Origin of the sequence: Streptomyces sp. CA-243310, from assembly GCF_050936775.1 — a bacterium.
Lineage (GTDB): Bacteria > Actinomycetota > Actinomycetes > Streptomycetales > Streptomycetaceae > Streptomyces.
This window is the reverse complement of sequence record NZ_JBNJMF010000001.1, coordinates 3458038-3477435: the sequence shown is the minus strand read 5'-3', so window position 1 is coordinate 3477435 and position 19398 is coordinate 3458038. Positions and strand designations below refer to the sequence as shown.

Below are 19398 nucleotides of genomic sequence, written 5' to 3'. Positions count from 1 at the left end.
CCGATGACCGACACCCTGTCAAGAACGCCCCGGTGCGCGGTCGTAGGCTGGCCCCTCTTGATCAACGCGCGCTCCCTCGCGGCGGCGCGCCCTCGGGGAAGGCCGATCGTGCGTACTCCTCTCTCCTGGGCGGCGGGCAGGTTCGCGCTCGGTCCCCGCAGCGTCCGGTGGGCCGCGACGACGTCCGTGGTGGCGAGCATCGCGATCGTCGTGGGCGGCGGGATCGTCCGGGTCACCGGTTCCGGCCTGGGCTGCCCCGAATGGCCGATGTGCACGACGGGAACGCTCGCTCCCACCTCCGAGATGGGGCTGCACGGGGCGATCGAGTTCGGCAACAGGCTGCTCACCGGGGTGCTGTGCGTGATCGTGGGTTGGGTCGTCGTCACCGCGCGCCTCCAGCGCCGTCCGATGCCCGCCGTACTGCGCGGCGCCTGGGCGCAGTTCTGGGTCGTCGTCCTGAACGCCCTGGTGGGCGGGGTCACCGTGTGGATGCGGCTGAGCCCCTACGTGGTCGCCGCGCACTTCCTCGCCGCGACCCTTCTGTTGACCGCCGCCGTGTGGACCCGGCAGGCGGTGCCCGCCGGGGACGGTGGGCCCGCCCTGGACCTCTGTCCCCGCCGGCGGCCGGCCGGCCGCCATCGCTCGCTGTCGTGGGCGTTGGTGGCCGCGACGGCCCTGCTCGTCGCGGTGGGCACCGTGACCACCGGTTCCGGTCCCCACGCGGGGGACTCCTCCGACGTGCGTCGGATGCCGTTCGACTGGGCCACCGTGACGGTGGCGCACGGTGTGGTGGCCGCAGCGGTCCTGGTGCTCGCCGTGCGGCTCCTCGCCGTGTTGCCTCGGCAGGGCCACGGTGCGGCGCGGCGCACGACGGTGCTCTTCGTCGCCGTGCTGGTGGCCCAGGGCGCGGTGGGCCTGTTCCAGTCCCGGGCGGGCCTGCCGGCGCTCGCCGTGATCCTGCACCTGCTGGGGTCGGCCCTGGTGTGGGTCGGTGTGCTGCGGGTCCACCTGACGCTCCGGGCGGCGGACACGGTACGGCCCGGCCCGTACGCGAGTGTGGTCCGGCGGGAGACGGTCGGCGGCGCGGCGCGCGGTTGACGCGGGCTCAGACCAGCGACAGGCGGTCCGCGTCGACCGGTTCGACGTCGGCGAGGTCGGCGATGCGCTCCACTCCGCCGCCGCGCGGGCGGATGTACGCGCGGCGGATCCAGCGGGGGGTGCCGGTGTGGCTGGGGAGTTCCTCGCGGACCACGGCCATCAGCCGTCCCTCGACACCGGAGGCGGTGTCCCGCACGAGGCGTCCGACCAGCGGATGCCGTTCGTGGCCGTCGGGATTGTGGTGGTTGCTCATCGCGGCCTCGCTCACCTCGGGGCGACATGGGTCGACCGGTATTCGGAGCCGGTCCCGCTGCGGATGGGTCTGCCGGCGAAAGCGGGGCGGAGGGGACGGCTGAGGCCGCGATAGCCTGCTGCGCATGGACGAGTTGAACGGGGTGGAGATCATCGCCTTCGCGGACGCCGGGGCGTTCGAGGGCTGGCTGTCGGAGCATCACGCGCGCGAGGCGGGCGTCTGGGTGAAGGTGGCCAAGAAGAGGAGCGGCGTACCGTCGGTCACCGACGACGAACTCGTGGACATCGGGCTCTGTTACGGCTGGATCTCCGGGCAGCGCAGGTCACTCGACGACGTGTACTACCTCCAGAAGTACGTGCCGCGCCGCCCCCGGAGCCTGTGGTCGCGGGTCAACGTCGACAAGGTGGAGCTGCTCACGGCCGCCGGGCGGATGCGCGAGCCCGGGCTGGCCGAGGTGCGCAGGGCGCGCGAGGACGGTCGCTGGGACGCGGCGTACGCGTCGCAGAAGACCGCCGAGGTCCCACCGGACCTGGCCGCCGCGCTGGGATCCGACCCGCGGGCGCGCTCGGCCTTCGAGGCGCTCGACCGGACCGGGCGCTACCAGGTGATCCTGCCCCTGCTCCAGGCGCTGACCCCGAAGGCCCGCCGGGACCGTCTGGACAAGGCCCTGCGCACGCTGCGCGGGGACTAACGGACGCCCAGCCTGACCCACTTCGCCGTGCTGGGGACGCCCCGGGAGTTCAGCAGGAACAGCATGTAGTGGCCGGGCGGGGCGTCGGCTGCGGAGGGCGGCGTCCGCAGGTCGATCGTGTCCCCCCGGGTGCCGGTGCGGCGCAGCTCCAGGTGGCGTTGGCTGGTGTTGATCGAGTGGGTGACGGTCGTCGGCGCGAGCAGCACGGCCCGCGCCACCTCCCCGGGGGTGGAGGTGCGCACCTGGAAGTCGGTGTCGTGGGCGAGGGTGTGGCCGGGAACCCCGTCGAGGGCGGGTCGGGCCCCCCGGTGGAGGTAGGCGGGCTCGTACAGCTCGACGCTGCCGTCCATGCCGTCCGTGATGTCGGGGTCGTTGGCGATCTGCTGGAGTTCGTCCCCGGTGACCAGGACCCGCCCGTCGGGCAGGACGAGGGCGTTGGAGTGGTAGCCCCGGGGCAGGCGTTGGGCGGGTCCGAGGCTCCAGTGGCCACGGGCGTCGCGGAGTTCGATCTGCCGGTACTTGAGGTCGGCCTTGGGATTGAACGGCCCGAAGCCGTAGTCGCGGGTGTCCAGGGCTCCGTTGACCGTGAGCAGGGTCGCGTCCGGCAGGATCAGCGTGTCGTCCTGGGTGCGGCCGAACGCGCGCGGTCCGTCCGTGCTCCAGGCGCCGCCGGACAGCCGGTAGGTCAGCGGGTCGCGCGGATCACCGCCGAGGACCAGCACGGAGTCGGGGCCCCGGAAGCCGGCCGGGAGCGGCACCGCGGATCCGTAGCCCCGGAAGTCCGCGGGCCGCCGGGGCAGGTCGACGCGGGTCTCCTTGACCGGGTCGAACAGCCACTGCTGGTCGGCGTCGCGGCCGAGGCCGTAGATCATGCCGTCGCGGAGCGAGAAGAGGTGCGGGTAGTCGTTGCGGAAGGGCGCGTCGGCCCCGAACCGCTCCGCGGGGAGGCCCACCGGGATGTCGTACGTGCGCCAGGGAACGGGGCGGCTGCGGGCCGGGAACCGTTCCACCAGCGGGGTGGGGTGTCCGGTGCCGCGTTCGTCCTGTCCGGACATGACGAGTTGGCGGCCGTCGGCACCGGTGACCACCGACGGGTACCAGCGGCCCACGGCCATGTCGCGGTTGCGGAACCAGGTCTCGGTCCAAGGGTCGAACACGAAGGACAGTCGGGCGCCGGTGCCGCCCTTGCCCCCGCCGTTGCCGCCGAACACGCCGACCATGCCGTTGGGCAGGAAGGAGTGGCCCGCGCAGAAGAAGGGGGCCGGGCGCGGTACGTACGTGCCGTCGGGCATGAGCACCGTGGGTGGCGGCACGTTCTTGAAGGCGCGGGCGCCTGTGCCCTTGGCCGGATCCCAGAGGTAGGCGCGGCCCGCGTTGGTGCCGCCGATCCGGTCGGTGGGCCCGGTCTCCTTGGTGGGGTCCGCCTCGACCCGTTCGAAGGAGAAGAAGAGCACCTTGCCCGTGGGGAGTTGGGCGAGGTGGACCCCGAAGTCGGGGGCGGGGAAGTAGTCGGTGAAGCGCCCGGACCGCGCCGCGGTGAAGCCGGCGTTGACCCGCCGCTGGGAGGCACCCAGCGCGTCCAGGCTCTGCGTGCGCTTCGCCTGGGGGTAGCCCTGGGCGCCCCGGGCGGCCGCTCGCCGACCGGCGTGGGCCCGGGCGTGGTCCTCGCCGAGGGAGGCCGCTTCCGCGGGTCGGGTCCCGGTGGCGAGCCTCCGGTGGGAGGTACCGGCGCCCGCGTGACCGTCACCGTCGTGCCCGGGAGCGGTCGCGGAGGCCGGCAGCGCGGTGGCGAGCACGGCGGAGGCGACCAGGGGCAGGGTGGCAAGTACGGCGGACCAGGGGGATCGGGACACGGCACTCCTCGGTGCGACCGCCGACGGGGCCGCCATCGTAGGAGAGGAACGATCTTTGGCACGTCGGCGCGGCCGGCGGCGGGCCGGATCCGCCCGGACAGCCGCCGCCCGGTCACGCGCACGGAGGAGCGGGGGCCGTGCGACGGGGGCCGAACGGCGGAGCGGCCACCACCCCGCACCGGGGTGGTGGCCGCTCCCCCGGTCATCCGCCGGAGGGGGTCCGGGCGGGACGACCGGAACCGCGGGTCAGGGAGTACCCGCCGATGCCGGCGAGGGCGGCGAGGGCGGCGAGCAGTCCGCCGGCCACGGTCCAGATCCAGCGGTCGGACCACCGGCCGCCGGCCCAGCCGCCTTCCGGCTCGATGCCGGCCGCCGGCTGCTTCCCGTCGGCCTCCGCCGCGCGGGCAGCCGTGATGCCGGGCACCAGCGGGGCCGACAGGGCGCCGTCCACCGCGTAGGCGCCGCCGGTGTCCTTCGCGTCGGCCCGGACCTGCGCCCGGACCGGCTGCCCCAGGTCCTCCGGGGCCAGGTCGATCACGGTGAGCCGGACGTAGTAGCTGCCCGGCAGCGGGTCGTTGGCCCACGTGTCCGCGCCGGTCCGCACCGGTCGCAGGGTGCAGGACAGCTCGACGGCGCCGGCGTCCTTGGCCGCCGGGGCGGCCTGCTTGCCGTACATGCAGGGCTGACGGCGGCGCAGCCCGTCGTAGACGTCGAGCCGCCAGCTCGCGGCTCCGTGTCGGGAGGCCGCGGCCGGCAGCGTCACCGTGGCCTTGACGGTGGCCCGTTGACCCGCGTCCAGCGGGAGCACCCAGTACAGGTAGTCACCGGTGGACGCGTCGGCCGTGGCTTCCTGGCCCACCTTGACCGGGGTGGCGGTGCGGAAGCTCGTGCCCGCCTCCGTCGGCCCGCCTCCGGTGCTCGCCGACGGGGACGGGGACGGGGTGTCGGCGACGGCCGTCCCGGCGAGGCCGAGGAGGGCGCCGCCGGCGAGGGCGGCGGCCGTCAGTGCGCGTACGGTACGCATCAGTTGGTCCTCCAGACGGAGATGCGCCAGCGGGAGATCCAGCCCCAGACCACACCGACCACGAGGCCGGTGAGGACGAGCACGCCCAGCAGCCACCAGCCGCGTCCGAGGCCGAAGGACGCCACGTCGGAGGTGTCGTCGGGGCCGTCGACCACGTCGATGGTCAGTTCGAGGGGCATGCCCGGGGTGGTCTTGACCGAGGCGGGCGCCGAGAAGGAGTTGCTGACCTGGAGGCAGACGGTCTCCGGCTCCGTCACCTCGTTGCCGTCGGCGTCGTCGAGGACGGCCTTGGGGTACCGCAGGCCCGTGGAGACGAGGTCGGTGCGACCGTCACCGGCCTCCGAGCCCCGGACGATCTCGCGTCCGTGGACGGTCGAGGCGCGCAGCATCACGCCGTAGTCGTTGTTCACGGCGCGGTCGGCGCCGATGCTCACCGATGCGCGGAGTTCCTGGCCGGGCTTGACGGCCACCTTGTACCAGCGGTGTTCGCCGAACGTCTCGCGGTCGGTGTAGAGGCCGGCGCCCAGCACGGGGGCGTCCTGGCACCGTGCGGTGCCCGTGGCGGCCACGGGGGTGACCACGGGTGCGGCGGCCCGGTCGACGAGCTGTTTGACCCGGCCGGAGAGTTGGTCGGTGTGCTGTACCGAGGTGTAGGTGCCGCCGGTGGCCTCGGCGATGCAGATGAGCTGGTCGCGCGTCTTGGCGTCGGGTACGAGGCCGAGCGTGTCGATGGTCAGGTGGATGCCCCGTGCGGCGATGTCGCGGGCGACCTCGCAGGGGTCGAGCGGGGCGCAGGTGTCCTCGCCGTCCGTGATGAGCACGATCCTGCGGGTGGCGTCGCCGCCCTTGAGGTCGTCGGCCGCACCGAGCAGGGCCGGGCCGATCGGGGTCCAGCCGGTGGGGGCGAGGGTGGCCACGGCCGTCTTCGCTTCGGTCCGGTTCAGCGGACCGACGGGGTAGAGCGGTCGGGTGTCCTTGCAGCCCAGTTTCCTGTCGTCACCGGGGTAGTTGGCGCCGAGGGTCCGTATGCCCAGGAGGACGTCGTCCGGTACCGCGTCGAGCACGTCGTTGAACGCCTGCTTCGCGGCGGACATCCGGGACTTCCCGTCGATGTCGGTCGCCCGCATCGAGCCGCTGACGTCCAGGACCAGTTCGACCTTGGGCGGCTCTTTCGCCGCCGGCTCGCCCGCCGAGGCCTGTGCCGGGAACAGCCCGACGGCCAGTGTGGCCAGCAGGCCGCACGCCGCGGCCGCCACCCTTTTTCTTGTGATCATCGCCGGATCGTATTGAGGATCGTCGGCCAATCCAAAAGCCGCCCGGCGTGAAGACGTTCTCCGGCGCACCCGTGACCTCCGCGCGCCGGGTCCGACCCCCGGGCGCGCCCGGGGGCACCCGGACTACACCGTGCCGACCGTGGGGAACGTCTCCGCGCGCACGGTGTCGAAGAGGGTGGTGACGTCCGAGGGCGTGAGGCCGTCTTCGCGGGCCTGCCGCATCCACGCGCCGAGCTGGACGCGCAGCGGGGACTCGGCATCGGTCAGGGGGCCCGATGACGACTGGAGGACGAAGGTGCCCGCGCCCTGCCGCACTTCGACGAGTCCGGCGCGTTCCAGTTCGCGGTACGCCTTGAGGGTGGTGTTCGGGTTGACCTTGGTACTGGCCGCCACTTGTGCGGCGGTGGGCAGTTTGTCCCCCTCGACCAGGGCGCCCATGCGCAGCGCCTGCTCCACTTGTCGGACGATCTGGAGGTAGGCGGGCAGGCCGCCGCGGCGTTCGATGCGAAACACGACCACGGTGCCCGCCTCCTTCGTTGCTTCGTCGTCGATGGTCAGACTAGGTCGCGGATCAGAACGGTCCGCGCCGGGTGCGCCAGAGCAGCAGGGCGACGAGGAGTCCGGCCAGGACGAGGAAGATGCCGGACGCGGTCCACTGCATGCCCGCCATCTGGTCCTTGCCGAAGTAGTCCCACACCGAGTTGACGATCCCCATCTTGGCGCGGCAGGCCTCCGGAACCACGTCGTTCGCGCAGGTGCCCCACCCGTGGAGTTCCCCGGAGGCGGTTGCGATCCAGTTGTCGACCAGCACGGCCTGGTCGAGCGCGGCCGGCCGCGCCCCTTCCAGTGGGAAGGCGATCCGGCGCGGGGTGGCGAGCCGGTCCTTGACGACGTCGAAGGCGATCGACGCCGCGTACCCGATGAGGAAGGTGAGGACCATGGCGGGCACCGTGCGCCGGATCAGGGCGCCGATGGTGATGCCCAGGACCGTGGAGAACAGTGCGAAGGAGATGAAGACCGGGACGGTGGTGTCGAAGGAGGATTCGTGCAGCCAGTCGTGCGGGTTGAAGGGGGTCACGGAGCCGCGCCACCAGGCGAAGAGCCCGCTGAGCGCGGCCGTGGTGAGGGTGATGAGCAGGAGGGCGAAGCCGAGCTTGGCGAGGAGCCAGCGTCGCCGGGTGACGGACTGGGTGGTGGCCAGTCGCGCGGTGCCGTTCTCCATGTCGGAGGCCAGCAGGGGCGCTCCGACGAACACGGCGAGGACGGTGGTGAGGAAGGACAGGTTGACGGCGAAGGAGTTGAGGGTCTCCGACGCGTTGCCGGCGATGTTGTCGCCGAGGGCGTCCGCCGGTTTGCCGGGCCAGCCCGCCGCGTGCAGGGTGTCGAGCATCGCGCCGCGCTCGTGGATGATCCAGGCGCCTCCGAGGACGACCAGCACGAGGCAGGTGAGCAGGGCCGGGCGGTGCCGGCGGAACATCAACCAGGCCAGTCCGCGCAGTCGGCGGGCCCTGGCGGGCGCGGCGCTCGCGGTGGCGTCGGGGCGGGTGACGGTGTTCATGCCGCGAAGTCCTCTCGTCGGCCGGGCGCGGCGGTCGGGGAGACCAGCGCGGGCGCCCGGGGCGAACGGAGGTAGGCCAGCAGCACTTCCTCCATGCCGGGGTGCGATTGCTGCCAGTCGGGGCTCAGCGGTCCCTGACGCAGCAGGAGGGCGGTGAACTGCCGCCCGGAGGTGCGGACCTCGACGACGGTGTGATCGTCGAGCGCCGCGGGCAGGGCGCCGCCCTCGGCGACGAGTCCGGTCACCAGGGTGTGCATGGGAAGGAGTTCGTCGGCCTCGCCCGCCATGCGGACCTGGCCGTCCGCGAGGACGAGCAGGTAATCGCACATGTTCTCCAGCTCTCCGAGCATGTGGGAGGACATCAGGACGGTGGTGCCGTGCGTGGCGGCCTCGGACATCAGCAGCGAGCTCAGCTCGTCCCGGGCGACGGGGTCGAGGTCGGCCATCGGCTCGTCCAGCAGGAGGAGTTCGGGACGCTTGCCGAAGGCGAGCGCGAAGGCCACCCGGGTGCGCTGGCCGCCCGACAGGTCCCCGACGCGAGCCCGGAAGGGGACGTTGCCCGCCCGTACGATCCGTTCGGCGACGGCCTGGTCCCAGCCCGGGTTGAGCTCACGACCCATGCGCAGCGTGTCGGCGACGCTGAACTGCTTGAACAGCGGCTTGTCCTGGCCGAGGTAGGCCCAGCGTCGCATCACGGCGGGGTCCCCCGCCGGGGCGCCGAAGACCCGGAGCTCCCCGGCCGTGGGCTCGATCAGCCGGGTCGCCAGGTTGAGCAGGGTGCTCTTCCCGGCGCCGTTGGGCCCCACCAGGGCGCAGACGCGGCCCGCCGGGATCCGGAAGGAGCAGTCCCGAAGCGCCCACCCCCGCCGGTATTTCTTGCCCAGCCCCAGGGCCTCCAGGGCCCAGCGGCTGTCGGACGTGCCGGGAACGGTCAGATCGCGCACGCCTCCCCCTTTCCGTGATTCCACTACTTCATTAATGGAATCATGGTCTGGCCGCGGGGCGGGTGTCAACCGCCGCCCCACCCCGTCACGAGCGATCCGCCGTGATCCGGAACCGGACGGGCCCCCCGTCCGACTCCTGTGCCGGAGGCGGCGCCGGCCCGCCCACGGCACGAGGACGGGAAGGCACGGGATGGGCGGACTGGATGTGCGGATGCGGGGTGTGGGGTGCCGGCACGGGCGGGTCGAGGCCGTCACCGGGGTGGACCTGGAGATCTCGGCCGGTGAACGGATCGCGCTGACCGGAACCAACGGCTCGGGGAAGACCACCCTGCTGCGCGCCGTCCTCGGGCTGCACCGCCAGATGACCGGGTCCATCCTGGTCGGCGGCCGGGGCACCGGCTCCGCGGCCGAGTGGGCCTGGCGGCGGCGGTCCTGCGCCTGGATCCCCCAGAAGCCGGCGGCGGGCCGGTTCCCCCTGCTGGGGGCCGAGTTGCTCGGCAGCTCGGGCGCCGCCGCCGAGGCCCGTGAGGCTGCGGAGAAGCTGGGCGTGGGGCCGCTGACGAGTCGACCTCTGCACAGCCTCTCGGGCGGACAACTCCAGCGCATGTACCTCGCCCGCGCCATCGGCGGGGTCGCCGCCGGCGCCATGGTGCTGCTCGCCGACGAGCCCACCGCGGCCCTCGACTTCGACGGCCAGGAGGAAGCGGCCGAGGTCCTGACCTCCCTGCCCGTGACCCTCGTCGTCGTGACCCACGACCGGGCGCTCGCGAACCGCTGCGACCGGGTACTGGAGATGGCGGCGGGCCGACTGCGGGAGGTCCGGTGATCCTCGCCGCGGCCGATCTCGGCGAACTCCTCGGGCTCCTGCCCGTGCAACGGGCCGGCGTCGCCCTGCTGCTGGCCGCGATCGGGCTGCCGATCATCGGCGTGATCATCGTCGGCCTCGACATCATGCCGGTGCGCTTCGCCATGATGCACGTGGCCCTGTTCGGCATCGCCGTCGGCCTGCTCACCGGGCTCGACCCGATGCTGTGCGCGCTGGTCGCGTGCGCCCTGGCGGGGGCCGGCGTCGCACCGCTCGCCCGGACCCCGGACGGCCTGTCGGGGGCGATGGGTCTGTTGATGAGCCTGGCCATCGCCGCCGCGCTGCTGTTGCTGGCCGTCTCCGGCGTCAACGCCTCCGGGGCCTTCGCCCTGCTGTGGGGGTCGATCCTGTCCGTGGGCACCACCGATCTGGTGGTGCTCGGCGTCCTGGCCCTGCTGATGCCCGCGCTCTTCCGGTGGCGGCGGCGGGACGTGGCCCTGCTGCTGTACGACCGGGAACTCGCCCAGTGCTCCGGCGTCCCCGTCCGCGCGCTGACCGCCGTGCTCCTGGTGCTGGTCGCCGTCGCGGTCGCCGGGGCGATCAAGCTCACCGGCGCCCTGCTGGTCGACGCCCTGACCCTGCTGCCCGCCCTCGCCGCCCGCCGGCTGGGCACCTCGCTGCGGTCCATCACCCTCTGGGCGGTCGCCATCGGGGTCGTCGTGAACCTCACCGGGTTCCTCGTCGCCCTCCGATTGGACTGGCCACCCGGCCCGGTCCTCGTCCTCACCGCGGGGGCAGTCGTCCTCGCGGTCCACTTCCTCCCCGAACGGAGAATCAGCTCATGGCGCGTACCCGCGTCCGATTCGCTTCCCTCCTCGCACTGAGCGCGGCCCTGTCCCTGGTCACCGGCTGCGGCGACGGCGCGGATTCCGCTCCCGCCGCGGACGCCGCGAGCGGCACGCCCGCGCGATCCGGGTCACCGGTGGTCGTCGTCACCACGACATGGGAGGGCGCCTTCGCCAAGGCGGCCGGGGCAGCGGACCCGAAGGTGATCGTTCCGCAGTCGGTGCACCACGCCCCGGACTACGACCCGAAGCCCTCCGACCTCGCGGCCGTGGCCAAGGCCGACTTCGTGCTGTACGCGCCGTTCGAACCCTACGCGGCCAAGATCAAGGAGGCGGCCGGCTCCCGGGCGAAGCTCGTCGAGGTCAACCTCGACAACGACCCGGACAAGGCCAAGGCGGAGGTCGCGCGGCTGGCCGGCCTGTTCGGCACCCAGGGCGCGGCGGCCAAGTGGACCGCCTCCTTCGACACCGAGTACGCGGCGCTCGTGAAGGACGTCCAGAGTGCCCGACCCGGCGGGAAGAGCCCCTCCGTCGTCAGTCAGGTCTTCACGACCTGGGCCGCGAAGCTGTCCGGAGCGGCCCCGGTCGCCACCTTCGGCCCCGAGGCGGTCACGCCGGCCCGGCTGGCCGAGCTGTCCGCGAAGAAGCCCGCGCTGGTCCTGGACAACGCGCACATGACGACCGGTGTCGTCCTGCCCGACTCGGGTGCGAAGCAGGTCGAGATCGTGAACTATCCCGGGGCGGACCTGGAACTGCTGCCGGTCTACCGCAACGCGGCCGCCGCGCTGAAGAAGGCCATGTCCCCGTCCTGAGCCCGGTCGGCTCCCGCCCCGCCCGGAACGGCTCGGCGACGGTGGGGCGGGGCCGTCCTCGCCCCACCGTCGCCGTCCGGCCTACACGTCGGCCGTGACCCTGCCGAAGCGTTCGCGTACCGCCGTGCGGTCGGGCTTGCCCGCGGGTGTCAGCGGGAGTTCGCCCACGACCAGCAGGCGTTCGGGGTGCTTGCGCCGCTCCAGACCGCGCCGCGTCAGGTGTCCGGCGAGCGAGGCGAGCGTGAGGTCCTGCGGACCGCGGGCGACGACGCACGCGGCGAGCCGCTCCCCCATCACCTCGTCGGGCACGCCGACGCACACCACGTCCCGCACCCGGGGGTGGGACGCCAGTTCCCGTTCGACCTCGGCGGGGCTGATGTTGGCGCCGCCGCGTATCACGATGTCCTTGAGACGACCGACGACGTGCAGGACGCCGTCGTCGTCGATCAGCCCGAGGTCTCCGGTGCGGACCCAGCCGTCCGGGGTGCGGTACCGGGCGTCGAGCTCGGGCGAGGCCACGTAGCACATCGGGGTCATCGGACCGCGCGCGATGATCTCCCCGACCTGTCCGTCGGGGAGCCGCTCACGGGTCTCGGTGTCGATGATGTGGATGTCGGCGACGCGGGGGTCGGGCCGCCCGGCCGCCACTCCCGCGTCGTCGGCCTCCGGGGTGTCCTCGCCGAGCCCGGTGTGGCAGTTGACGCCGTCGGCCGAACCGTACAGGTTGACGACGGGGCAGCCGAAGGCCTTGGCGGCGCTCTCGGCGGTGGTCTCGTCCAGGGCCGCGCCACCGAGGACCAGGGCGGTGGGTGAGGGCAGCGCGCCGGCGTCGGGGCCTTCCTCGTCGAGATGTTCCAGCATCATCCGCACCATCGTCGGCACCCCCAGGACGTGGGTGGGCCGGTGCTCGCGCACGGCCGCCAGCGCGGCTTCGGCGGTGAAGCGGTCGAGCAGGACGAGCGTCCCGCCGTGGCGGGCGAGGGTCACCGCGGTGCCGTTGGAGCCGAACGCCGACGCCAACGGTACGAGGAACAGGCAGCGGGGAGCCGCGGCGTCGGGCATCAACGAGGCCAGGAAGTTGCCGCGACCGCCCGCGAGCGCGTTGTGCGAGTACGCGATCATCTTGGGCTCCGCCTCCGAACCGGAGGACACCAGGATGCGGGCCGCGCTGTCGGGGTCCGGGCGCGCGGCCACGAACGCGGTCGCGTCCGCGCGCAGCAGCCCCGTGAGCGCCACGGTGCCCTCGGGGGCGGTGCCGGGCCCGGCGGCGATGACGTGGCGCAACGCGGGCAGGGTGGCGAGCAGGGCGCGCAGGTCGGCGGCGTGCCGGTTGCCCTGGTGTTCGACGGAGGCGATGACCGCGACGGCCTCGGCTCTGCGCAACAGGCTCTCCGCCTCCATGCCGCCCCGGCCGACGGGGAAGGGCAGCGCGACCGCGCCGAGGGCGGCGAGGGCCAGGTCGGCCATGACGGCGTGGCGGCCGTTGGGGAGTTGGACGCCGACGACGTCGCCGGGGCGGATGCCGAGTTCCCGCAGGCCGGTGGCCAAGGAGCGCACCTTGCGGTCGAGCGCGGTGTAACAGAGCGCGCCCTTGGCGTCGATGACGGCGGTGCGGTGCAGGTCGGCGATCTGGCGGGCCCGGAAGAGGCTGTACAGGTCCAGGTCGGGGCAGGTCCCGTCCACGGCCCAGGAGCGGCGGAGGTCGGCGGGCAGCAGGTCGTGCAGGATGACGGTCACGCGTGGCTCCAGGGGTCGGGAACGGCGGGGGCACCGTGCGCGTCCCGGCTGATCGAGCCGGTGAAACGCGGGTCGTGGTGCAGGTCGGCCAGGTCGGTGGTGACCGCGGTCGCGGACAGGCCGTGGTCACGCAGTTGCGCGAGCGCCTCGTCGGTGGACAGTTCTCTGAGGTCGTAGGCGCCGGCCGCCGCCGCGCAGACGTCGGCGGGGACGATCCAACCGTCGGCGGTCCGCAGCGGGGCGCGGAATCCGGCGGGCCGGCGCATCGGCCCGCCGTTCCGGGCCCGGCTCAGGGCGGGGCCGGTGAGGATGTCGGCGGCGCCGAGCAGCGAGGAGTCGACACGGACGCCCTGCCCGCCGCGCTCGCGGGTCAGCAGCCCCGCGAGGACGGCCTGTGCCCCGAGGAGCCCGCCCAGGACGTCGAGCAGGGTCATCAGCGAGGGCGCCGGAGGTTCGTCGCGGGGGCGGGCCGCCTCGCCGACGCCGGTACGGGCCTGGACCATGAAGTCCGTGCCCATGGGGGCGTCGTCGATCCGGCCCGTGCCCCATCCGCCGGTGTACGCGTAGACGAGTGCGGGGTTCACGGCGGCCAGGTCGGCGCAGTCCAGGCCCAGTTCGGCCGCCTTGCCGGGGCCCCAGTTGTGGAGGAACACGTCGGCCCCGGCGGCCATCTCGCGCAGCCGGGCCCGCTCGCCGGGCGACTTGATGTCCACCTCGACGGCCTTCTTGCCCCGGTTCAGGGCCAGCCAGCGGGCGGAGAGTCCGGAACTGGTGGGGGGCATGCCGCGCAGCGGGTCCCCGCCCGGCGGTTCGATCCGGATGACCTCGGCGCCGAGCAGGCCCAACAGGTGCGCGGCGAGAGGGGCCTGGATGCGGCGTCCCGCTTCGAGCACCGTGATGCCGGCCAGCGGCTTCCCGAACGGGGGCGGCGGCGTGGGACGGTGGCGCGGAGTGTCGCCGGAGCCGTACGGGGCCAGGGTCCAGGGTGCGGCCCCGTCGTGTTCGGCGGCGCGCTCGGCGAGGGTCCGCAGCCGGCACACCTCGGCGCCGGAGCGTGCCGCGGCCTGCCTCAGCCGTGCCCAGGTGTGGGCGTTCGCGGTGCGGTGCAAGGCCTCGGGGAAGGGCGCGCAGGCGGTGGCGTACCGGAACTGGAAGGGCCGCCAGCCGGCCCGGATCGCGTCGGCGGGGGCGTCGAGGGACCGCCAGAAGGCCGCCCAGGCCCCCGGGTCCAGGGTCTCCAGTTCGAAGAGCCTGCCGTCGACGGAGGTGAAGGGCGGTCCGCCGGGGGCGAGTTCGGCGGCCTCGCCCTCGTCGGCCCCGGCCGCCGCGAGGTATTGGGACACGGTGAGCAGCCCGGCCCGGTCCACGCTCGTCCCGATCCGTTGGGCCGGGCCGCCTCTGGCCTGGCCCAGCAGGCCGGCGAGGAGTCCCTGGGTGGTGAGCAGGGCGGTCGCGGTGGTCGCGTAGTCGACGGCGAGGGCGCGCGGGGCGCCTTCGCGGCGGCCGTGCACGGCCATGATGCCGGTGGCGGCCTGGGCGGTGGCCTCGTCGGTGATGCCGTGCGCGGGGTTCGCGGACCAGCGCGCGTGGGCCTCCTGCCGGGCGAAGTCGCCTCCGGTGAGGGCGAGTCGGGCGCCGCGGTCGTCGCGGCGGCCGGTACCGGTCTCGGCGCCGAGGAGGCGCAGGTGTCCGGCGACCAGCATGGTCAGCGCGGTCATCCCGGCAGGGCCCGTCACTCCGGTCGGCCCGACGGGGCTCTTCGGCCGGTCCGGACCCTTCGGCCTCGGCGGTCCGCAGACGTCGAGTCGCAGCCCTTCGAGTGGTCGGACGATCTGTGCGGTGACTGGTGAGGCCATGCCTCTCCTCTTGTCCTGGCGCGGCGGTGGCCGGCCCCGGGATGTACGGAACGCGGGAACCGGGTCGGGTGCGCACCCGACCAGCTCCACGGGAAGAGAGTCGGACTGTCGTTCCCTCGGGTTCCCGTTCGAATGAAGGAAAGCGGTGTGTGGCGAAGTGGTGGACGACGCGGTGGGTGACGTGACGGACGATTCGGTCGATGGTTCGGTGGACGGTCCGGTCGAAGAGGGAGGCGGCACGGGACCCCTCGAAACCGACGCGGACACCGAGCGGTTGAGGGAGCGTGTCACGGAGTTCGTCCGGGGCCGGGTGTACCCGGAGGAGGAGGTACTGGATGCCGGCGGCCCGGCGGCCGCCGCCTCGCTGCGCAAGCTCAACGACTTCGCGAGGGCGGAGGGGTTGTGGGCGCTGCCCCTGCCGGTCGAGGCGGGGGGTCAGGGGCTCCCGCTGGCCCGGTACGCCCGGATCGCCGAGGCCGAGGGGGCGAGCGATCACGGGCCGGCCGCACTGGGCTCCGCGTCCTTGCTCGACGTGACGATGCTCCTGCGGCACGGCTCGGCGCGGGTGCGCGGGCTGTACCCGGAGCGGCTCACGGCCGGGGAGTCGCGGGCCTGTTACGCCATGACCGAACCGGACGCCCCCGGCACCGACCCGTCGCTCACCGCGACCCGCGCCGTGCGGGAGGAGGGCGGCTGGGTCGTGACCGGCCGCAAGTGGTTCACGTCGGGCGCGGCGGAGGCCGGCCTCGTCACGGTCCTGGCCCGTACGGACGGAGAGCCGGGCGACCGCGAAGGCCTCTCGCTGTTGGTGGTCCCGACGGCCTCCCCGGGCTTCCGCGTGGTGCGCGAACTGCCCGTGTTCGGCGCGTCCGGCCAGTGGGAGATCGAGTTCGACCGGGTCCGGGTACCGGACGACCACCTGCTCGGCGCACCCGGCCAGGCCCTGGTCATCGCGGCGCAACGGCTGATGCTCGGCCGCACCCTGCGCTGTCTGCGCTGGCTCGGTCAGGGCCGGCGCGCCTTCGACCTGATGTGCGCGCGGGCCGCCTCCCGGTCCGGGTCCCGGGGGCCGCTCGACGCGCAACAGCTCGTCCAGTCGCATGTGTTCGAGGCGCTGCTGGCCCTGCGTGGCACCCGTCCGCTGGTGTACGAGGCCGCCGACAGGATCGCCGCCGGGCTGGACGCGCACGTGGAGGTCGGGCTGGCCAAGGTGGCCGCCGCCCGCATGCTCCAGCAGGTGGCGGACTCGGCCATCCAGATTCACGGCGCGGCGGGGCTCGGTCCCGACACCCCGCTGCCCGCCCTCTTCCGCACGGGTCGTGCCGCCCGGATCCTGGACGGCCCGGACGAGCTCCACATCGGCTCGGTGGCACGCCGGGTGCTGCGCGAGCACCGCGCCTGAGCGGGTGCCCGACCGGGCGCGTCAGGGCTCTCGGATGTCGACCCGCCCGGTCAGCTCGGCCAGCCCCACCGCGAGGAAGAAGTCACCCCAGATCAGCTCGTGGCGGGTCGCGACGCCCCGCCCCGCGTCGTAGCAGCCGTCCAGCAGCATGCCCCCGGGGCGGACCCCGCGGGGCCGGGTCAGGTGCGCGTCGGTCAACCGGCGCAGGATGGCGACGGCCCGCTCCCGGTGCCGCGCGGCCCGGGGCCCGGGGGCGCGCCCCAGTTTCAGCAGGGCGACGGCCGTGATGGCGGCGGCGGAGGTGTCCAGCGGACCACCGGGCCGGGTCCCGGCCCCGGGCTCGCGGTCGTACGGCACGAGGGGCGGCGCGGCTCCCGTCGTCCCGCCGGCCAGCAGCTGCGCCGCGGCGGCGCACCGCTCCCTGAGCCTCCGCGGGACGGCGGGTCGGTGCACCGCGTCGGCCGCCGCGAGCAGCAGCCAGGCCCGGCCCCGGCTCCAGCCGACCGGCGGGTCCTCGCACCTCCGCGGGCCCGTCTCCCTCTCGAAGCGCCAGGCGGGAATCACGGCGCCGTCCTCTCCCAGGCAGAGGTCGAGGTGCCGTTCGAGGTGGGCCGCGGCGGCCCGCTCCCCGGCGGGGCCGGCGGCGGCGAGCAACGGCGCCGTGCCGGGCACCCCGTCGACCCGGAGCAGCATGCGGGGGCCGCCGAAGGCCGATCCCCAGGGCACCGCGCCGAGTTCGGGGTCGAAGGCGGCGGTGCAGGCCCGCCCCGCCCGGACCCGCAGGTCCCGTGCCACCGGGTCGCCGCCGGCGAGGGCGGTGCCGTACCAGAGGATCAGCCCGCGGGTCGCGGTGTCGTCGTCCAACCGGTCGGCGAGTCGCGCCGTGCACGCGGAGGCGGCGGCCCGGTCCTCCTCGGCCCCGGTGTGCCGGGCCCGCAGCCACAGCAACCCGGCCCAGAACCCGCCGGTCCACGCGCCCCGCCCGGTGGTGACCCACCGTCCGGTGTCCGGGTCGGCGTACAGCGGAAACCGCTCCCCGACCTCGGCGCGGGTGCCGGCCACCCGGTCGAGCACGCCGTCCAGCGCCGCGTCGGCCCAGGACGCCGCGCTCACGTCGTCACCGCGGCCCGTGCCCGCGCACCGCGCTCCCGTACCGCCCAGGACGTCGCGACGGCGCAGGCGGCCGTGAACTCGGCGGCGACGAGCAACCAACCGGCGCCGTACCGGCCGGCCTCCGCGAGCATGCCGAACAACGGCGGCCCCAGCGCGAACCCTGCGAAGAACCCGGCCGAGACGAGCGCCGATTCCTGCCCGGCCCGCCCGGGTGCGGCCCGTTGCATCACCAGCACCATCGAGACGGCGTTTCCGGAGACGGCGAACACCCCGACCGCCACCACGGCCGGCCAGACCAGCGGCGGCGCCCACAGGGACGCGGCCAGCAGCCCGGCCGCCGCCACCGCGCCGGCCGCCAGCAGCCCGGGCAGCCACTCGGCCCGCCCGGGCCGGGCCGCCTTGGCCCAGCAGATGCGGCCGACGATGCCCGCGACGCCGAGGACGGCGACGAGGGCGGCGGCTGTCGTGGCACCCAAGTCGAGCCGTCGGGCGCCGAACAGGGCGACGTAGGTGTTCACCGAGGCGATCCCGGAGCCGAGGAAGACGGAGAAGACGGCCAGCCAGGCGATGGCGCCCCGGGGCACCGGGGAGAACCGCGAAGGGGCGGTCCTCGCGGGCGGGTCGGCGGGCAGCGCGCGCCAGGCCCACAACGCCACGATCGCGGCGCTCGCGGCGGCGGTCCACACCGCGGCCCGCCACCCGACCCCGCCGGCCAGCGCCGCCAGCGGCAGTCCCGCCGCGAAGGCCCCCGCCTGGACCCCGGATTGCTTCGTCCCGGTGACCGCGCCGCGCCGGGCCGGGGAGACGGCGGCCAGGATCGCCTTGTTGGTGGCCGGGTTGGCCAGCGCCTGGGGCAGTCCGCCCAGGGCCACGGCCGCGAGCAGGAACCCCGGTCCGGGCGCGGAGCCGATCAGCGCGAGCGCCCCGCCGGAGACGAGCAGCAGGAGCACGAGGGATCGCCGCGGCCCGATCCGGTCGACGAGCCGACCGCCGAACGGCGACAGTACGGCCGCCGTGCCGAAACCGATGGTCGTGGTCAGGCCCAACACGGTCGTCGACACGTGAAGTTCGTCCACCAGCCGCGGTCCGAGCGCGCCGAGCAGGAACAACTGGAGCATGGAGAACGCCATGGCGCAGGTCAGGAGGGCGGTCAACCGGTGATCGCCCCGGGGCGGTCCCGTCTCCCGCGCCGACTGCTGTCGATCCGCCACCCGTTGCCCCGTTCCTCGGTCGGCCTTGCGGTCGGGACAGGAGTCGAGGGAGCCGACTCTGTGGTTCCGGAGCCCTGTTGTGGCGTGCGACACACCACTTTTTGTCAGGTCGGGGCAAGTTTGGGCGCCGCTCTGGGGATGCCGTGAAGGGAGTGCGACGATGAGCCCGCCATGACACCAGGTCGATGTTGCCGAGCGTTGCGGGCCGCGATGTTCGCGGCCACCTGCGTGCTGCTCGCGGCCCTCGGACACGTCCTCATGTCGGACAGGGCCGTCCCCTGGTGGGCCATGGCGGCGGGGTTCGCCGGCGTCGGAGCGAGCGCCTGGGTCCTCGCCGGTCACGAGCGGGGCCTGTTCTCCGTCACCTCGGCGGCGGTCGCCGTCCAAGGCGCCCTGCACTACGGGTTCTCGCTGGCCCAGGCGGGAACCGCCGCCGGCGGCGGCCTCACCCACCCGCCGGGGGCGATGTCCCACGGCGCCGTCATGGTCCACGCCGGTCACCACATGGCAGGCGCGGTCCCCTCGGGCGCCGCGACCGCGATGAACGGGGCCGCGGGGGGCCCCGCGCCCGGCGGCACGGCCGGGATGGCCGACATCTCGTCGACCGGCATGCTCAGTGCCCACCTCCTCGCCGCACTGCTCTGCGGCCTGTGGCTCGCCTACGGCGAACAGGGCGCGTTCCGTGTCCTGCGCGCGGTGGTCGGCCGGATCCGCGTCCCCCTCGGGCTCCTCTTCCACCTTCCCCCGCCCGCGCACCGCCCCCGGGTCCGGATCCGTCGGGACCACCGGTCCCGGCCGCTGCGCGGTCTGCTCCTCGTCCACGCCATCACCTCACGGGGCCCGCCCCAGGGGATCGCTGTCATCTGACAGCCGGCTCCCCGGACGGCGACGGCACTCGGCCGCGCGCACCGGGCATCGGTCC

18 protein-coding genes are annotated in these 19398 nt (G+C 74.3%); 7 read left to right on the top strand and 11 right to left on the bottom strand.

Translation table 11 applies throughout. From position 1 onward, the window contains the following. Nucleotides 1–108: 108 nt before the first annotated feature. Entirely contained in the window at nucleotides 109–1098 is a 990-nt protein-coding gene (locus tag ACQEVM_RS15300) for a COX15/CtaA family protein (RefSeq protein WP_433078937.1), read from the top strand. 7 nt (nucleotides 1099–1105) lie between these two features. Here ACQEVM_RS15300 and ACQEVM_RS15295 read toward each other — a convergent pair whose 3' ends face one another. Continuing rightward, a complete protein-coding gene (locus ACQEVM_RS15295; RefSeq protein ID WP_329439911.1) occupies nucleotides 1106–1351 on the bottom strand; it encodes a hypothetical protein in 246 nt (81 codons plus the stop codon). Nucleotides 1352–1475: 124 nt separating this feature from the next. Here ACQEVM_RS15295 and ACQEVM_RS15290 point away from each other — a divergent pair, with 124 nt between their 5' ends. Further along, the gene (locus tag ACQEVM_RS15290) at nucleotides 1476–2042 is read left to right on the top strand and encodes a YdeI/OmpD-associated family protein (protein WP_433078935.1); all 567 of its coding nucleotides are present in this window, start codon (nucleotides 1476–1478) and stop codon (nucleotides 2040–2042) included. Here ACQEVM_RS15290 and ACQEVM_RS15285 read toward each other — a convergent pair. The 6 genes from ACQEVM_RS15285 to ACQEVM_RS15260 form a co-directional block, all read right to left on the bottom strand. After that, nucleotides 2039–3895: a galactose oxidase-like domain-containing protein gene (locus tag ACQEVM_RS15285; RefSeq protein ID WP_433078933.1), complete on the bottom strand. Its 1857-nt coding sequence runs from the start codon at nucleotides 3893–3895 to the stop codon at nucleotides 2039–2041. The two genes, ACQEVM_RS15290 and ACQEVM_RS15285, sit on opposite strands and share 4 nt — an antisense overlap. 202 nt (nucleotides 3896–4097) lie before the next feature. Continuing rightward, on the bottom strand, nucleotides 4098–4919 hold the full coding sequence (locus ACQEVM_RS15280; protein WP_433078931.1) for a hypothetical protein: 822 nt from the start codon (nucleotides 4917–4919) through the stop codon (nucleotides 4098–4100). Then, nucleotides 4919–6193: a VWA domain-containing protein gene (locus tag ACQEVM_RS15275; protein WP_433078929.1), complete on the bottom strand. Its 1275-nt coding sequence runs from the start codon at nucleotides 6191–6193 to the stop codon at nucleotides 4919–4921. The genes ACQEVM_RS15280 and ACQEVM_RS15275 overlap by 1 nt, the downstream gene beginning before the upstream one ends. A gap of 123 nt (nucleotides 6194–6316) precedes the next feature. Then, nucleotides 6317–6712 carry a GntR family transcriptional regulator gene (locus tag ACQEVM_RS15270; protein ID WP_433078927.1) on the bottom strand — a complete coding sequence of 132 codons (396 nt, stop codon included), beginning with the start codon at nucleotides 6710–6712 and terminating at the stop codon, nucleotides 6317–6319. A 52-nt stretch (nucleotides 6713–6764) separates the two neighbouring features. Further along, entirely contained in the window at nucleotides 6765–7751 is a 987-nt protein-coding gene (locus ACQEVM_RS15265) for an ABC transporter permease (protein ID WP_433078924.1), read from the bottom strand. Then, nucleotides 7748–8695: an ABC transporter ATP-binding protein gene (locus tag ACQEVM_RS15260; protein ID WP_433078922.1), complete on the bottom strand. Its 948-nt coding sequence runs from the start codon at nucleotides 8693–8695 to the stop codon at nucleotides 7748–7750. The genes ACQEVM_RS15265 and ACQEVM_RS15260 overlap by 4 nt, the downstream gene beginning before the upstream one ends. 190 nt (nucleotides 8696–8885) lie before the next feature. Here ACQEVM_RS15260 and ACQEVM_RS15255 point away from each other — a divergent pair, with 190 nt between their 5' ends. The 3 genes from ACQEVM_RS15255 to ACQEVM_RS15245 are packed head-to-tail and all read left to right on the top strand — an operon-like array spanning nucleotide 8886 to nucleotide 11157. Continuing rightward, nucleotides 8886–9521 (top strand): ATP-binding cassette domain-containing protein, encoded by a 636-nt coding sequence (locus ACQEVM_RS15255; protein WP_433078919.1) that lies wholly within the window; start codon nucleotides 8886–8888, stop codon nucleotides 9519–9521. After that, a complete protein-coding gene (locus ACQEVM_RS15250) occupies nucleotides 9518–10384 on the top strand; it encodes a metal ABC transporter permease (RefSeq protein WP_433078917.1) in 867 nt (288 codons plus the stop codon). Before ACQEVM_RS15255 ends, ACQEVM_RS15250 begins: the two co-directional genes overlap by 4 nt. Next, nucleotides 10342–11157: a metal ABC transporter solute-binding protein, Zn/Mn family gene (locus tag ACQEVM_RS15245; protein WP_433078915.1), complete on the top strand. Its 816-nt coding sequence runs from the start codon at nucleotides 10342–10344 to the stop codon at nucleotides 11155–11157. The genes ACQEVM_RS15250 and ACQEVM_RS15245 overlap by 43 nt, the downstream gene beginning before the upstream one ends. A gap of 81 nt (nucleotides 11158–11238) precedes the next feature. Here ACQEVM_RS15245 and ACQEVM_RS15240 read toward each other — a convergent pair whose 3' ends face one another. Beyond that, nucleotides 11239–12894 carry a class I adenylate-forming enzyme family protein gene (locus ACQEVM_RS15240; protein ID WP_433078913.1) on the bottom strand — a complete coding sequence of 552 codons (1656 nt, stop codon included), beginning with the start codon at nucleotides 12892–12894 and terminating at the stop codon, nucleotides 11239–11241. Then, nucleotides 12891–14750 carry a CoA transferase gene (locus tag ACQEVM_RS15235; protein ID WP_433078911.1) on the bottom strand — a complete coding sequence of 620 codons (1860 nt, stop codon included), beginning with the start codon at nucleotides 14748–14750 and terminating at the stop codon, nucleotides 12891–12893. Before ACQEVM_RS15235 ends, ACQEVM_RS15240 begins: the two co-directional genes overlap by 4 nt. A 274-nt stretch (nucleotides 14751–15024) precedes the next feature. Between ACQEVM_RS15235 and ACQEVM_RS15230 the strand changes: the two genes are divergently transcribed. After that, on the top strand, nucleotides 15025–16152 hold the full coding sequence (locus tag ACQEVM_RS15230; protein WP_433080025.1) for an acyl-CoA dehydrogenase family protein: 1128 nt from the start codon (nucleotides 15025–15027) through the stop codon (nucleotides 16150–16152). Nucleotides 16153–16173: 21 nt separating this feature from the next. Here the strand turns inward: ACQEVM_RS15230 and ACQEVM_RS15225 are convergent, their stop codons facing one another. Both ACQEVM_RS15225 and ACQEVM_RS15220 read right to left on the bottom strand, forming a co-directional pair. Then, the gene (locus ACQEVM_RS15225) at nucleotides 16174–17265 is read right to left on the bottom strand and encodes a sugar ABC transporter permease (protein ID WP_433078909.1); all 1092 of its coding nucleotides are present in this window, start codon (nucleotides 17263–17265) and stop codon (nucleotides 16174–16176) included. After that, a complete protein-coding gene (locus ACQEVM_RS15220) occupies nucleotides 17262–18476 on the bottom strand; it encodes an MFS transporter (protein WP_433078907.1) in 1215 nt (404 codons plus the stop codon). The genes ACQEVM_RS15225 and ACQEVM_RS15220 overlap by 4 nt, the downstream gene beginning before the upstream one ends. Nucleotides 18477–18647: 171 nt before the next feature. Between ACQEVM_RS15220 and ACQEVM_RS15215 the strand changes: the two genes are divergently transcribed. Further along, the gene (locus tag ACQEVM_RS15215) at nucleotides 18648–19343 is read left to right on the top strand and encodes a hypothetical protein (protein WP_433078905.1); all 696 of its coding nucleotides are present in this window, start codon (nucleotides 18648–18650) and stop codon (nucleotides 19341–19343) included. Nucleotides 19344–19398 lie beyond the last annotated feature (55 nt).

Excerpts from the sequence above, each read along its gene's own strand:
- ACQEVM_RS15295 (WP_329439911.1), bottom strand. The coding sequence starts at position 1,351 with ATGAGCAACCACCACAATCCCGACGGCCACGAACGGCATCCGCTGGTC.
- ACQEVM_RS15290 (WP_433078935.1), top strand. The coding sequence starts at position 1,476 with ATGGACGAGTTGAACGGGGTGGAGATCATCGCCTTCGCGGACGCCGGG.
- ACQEVM_RS15280 (WP_433078931.1), bottom strand. The coding sequence starts at position 4,919 with ATGCGTACCGTACGCGCACTGACGGCCGCCGCCCTCGCCGGCGGCGCC.
- ACQEVM_RS15275 (WP_433078929.1), bottom strand. The coding sequence starts at position 6,193 with ATGATCACAAGAAAAAGGGTGGCGGCCGCGGCGTGCGGCCTGCTGGCC.
- ACQEVM_RS15265 (WP_433078924.1), bottom strand. The coding sequence starts at position 7,751 with ATGAACACCGTCACCCGCCCCGACGCCACCGCGAGCGCCGCGCCCGCC.
- ACQEVM_RS15255 (WP_433078919.1), top strand. The coding sequence starts at position 8,886 with ATGGGCGGACTGGATGTGCGGATGCGGGGTGTGGGGTGCCGGCACGGG.
- ACQEVM_RS15245 (WP_433078915.1), top strand. The coding sequence starts at position 10,342 with ATGGCGCGTACCCGCGTCCGATTCGCTTCCCTCCTCGCACTGAGCGCG.
- ACQEVM_RS15235 (WP_433078911.1), bottom strand. The coding sequence starts at position 14,750 with ATGGCCTCACCAGTCACCGCACAGATCGTCCGACCACTCGAAGGGCTG.
- ACQEVM_RS15215 (WP_433078905.1), top strand. The coding sequence starts at position 18,648 with ATGACACCAGGTCGATGTTGCCGAGCGTTGCGGGCCGCGATGTTCGCG.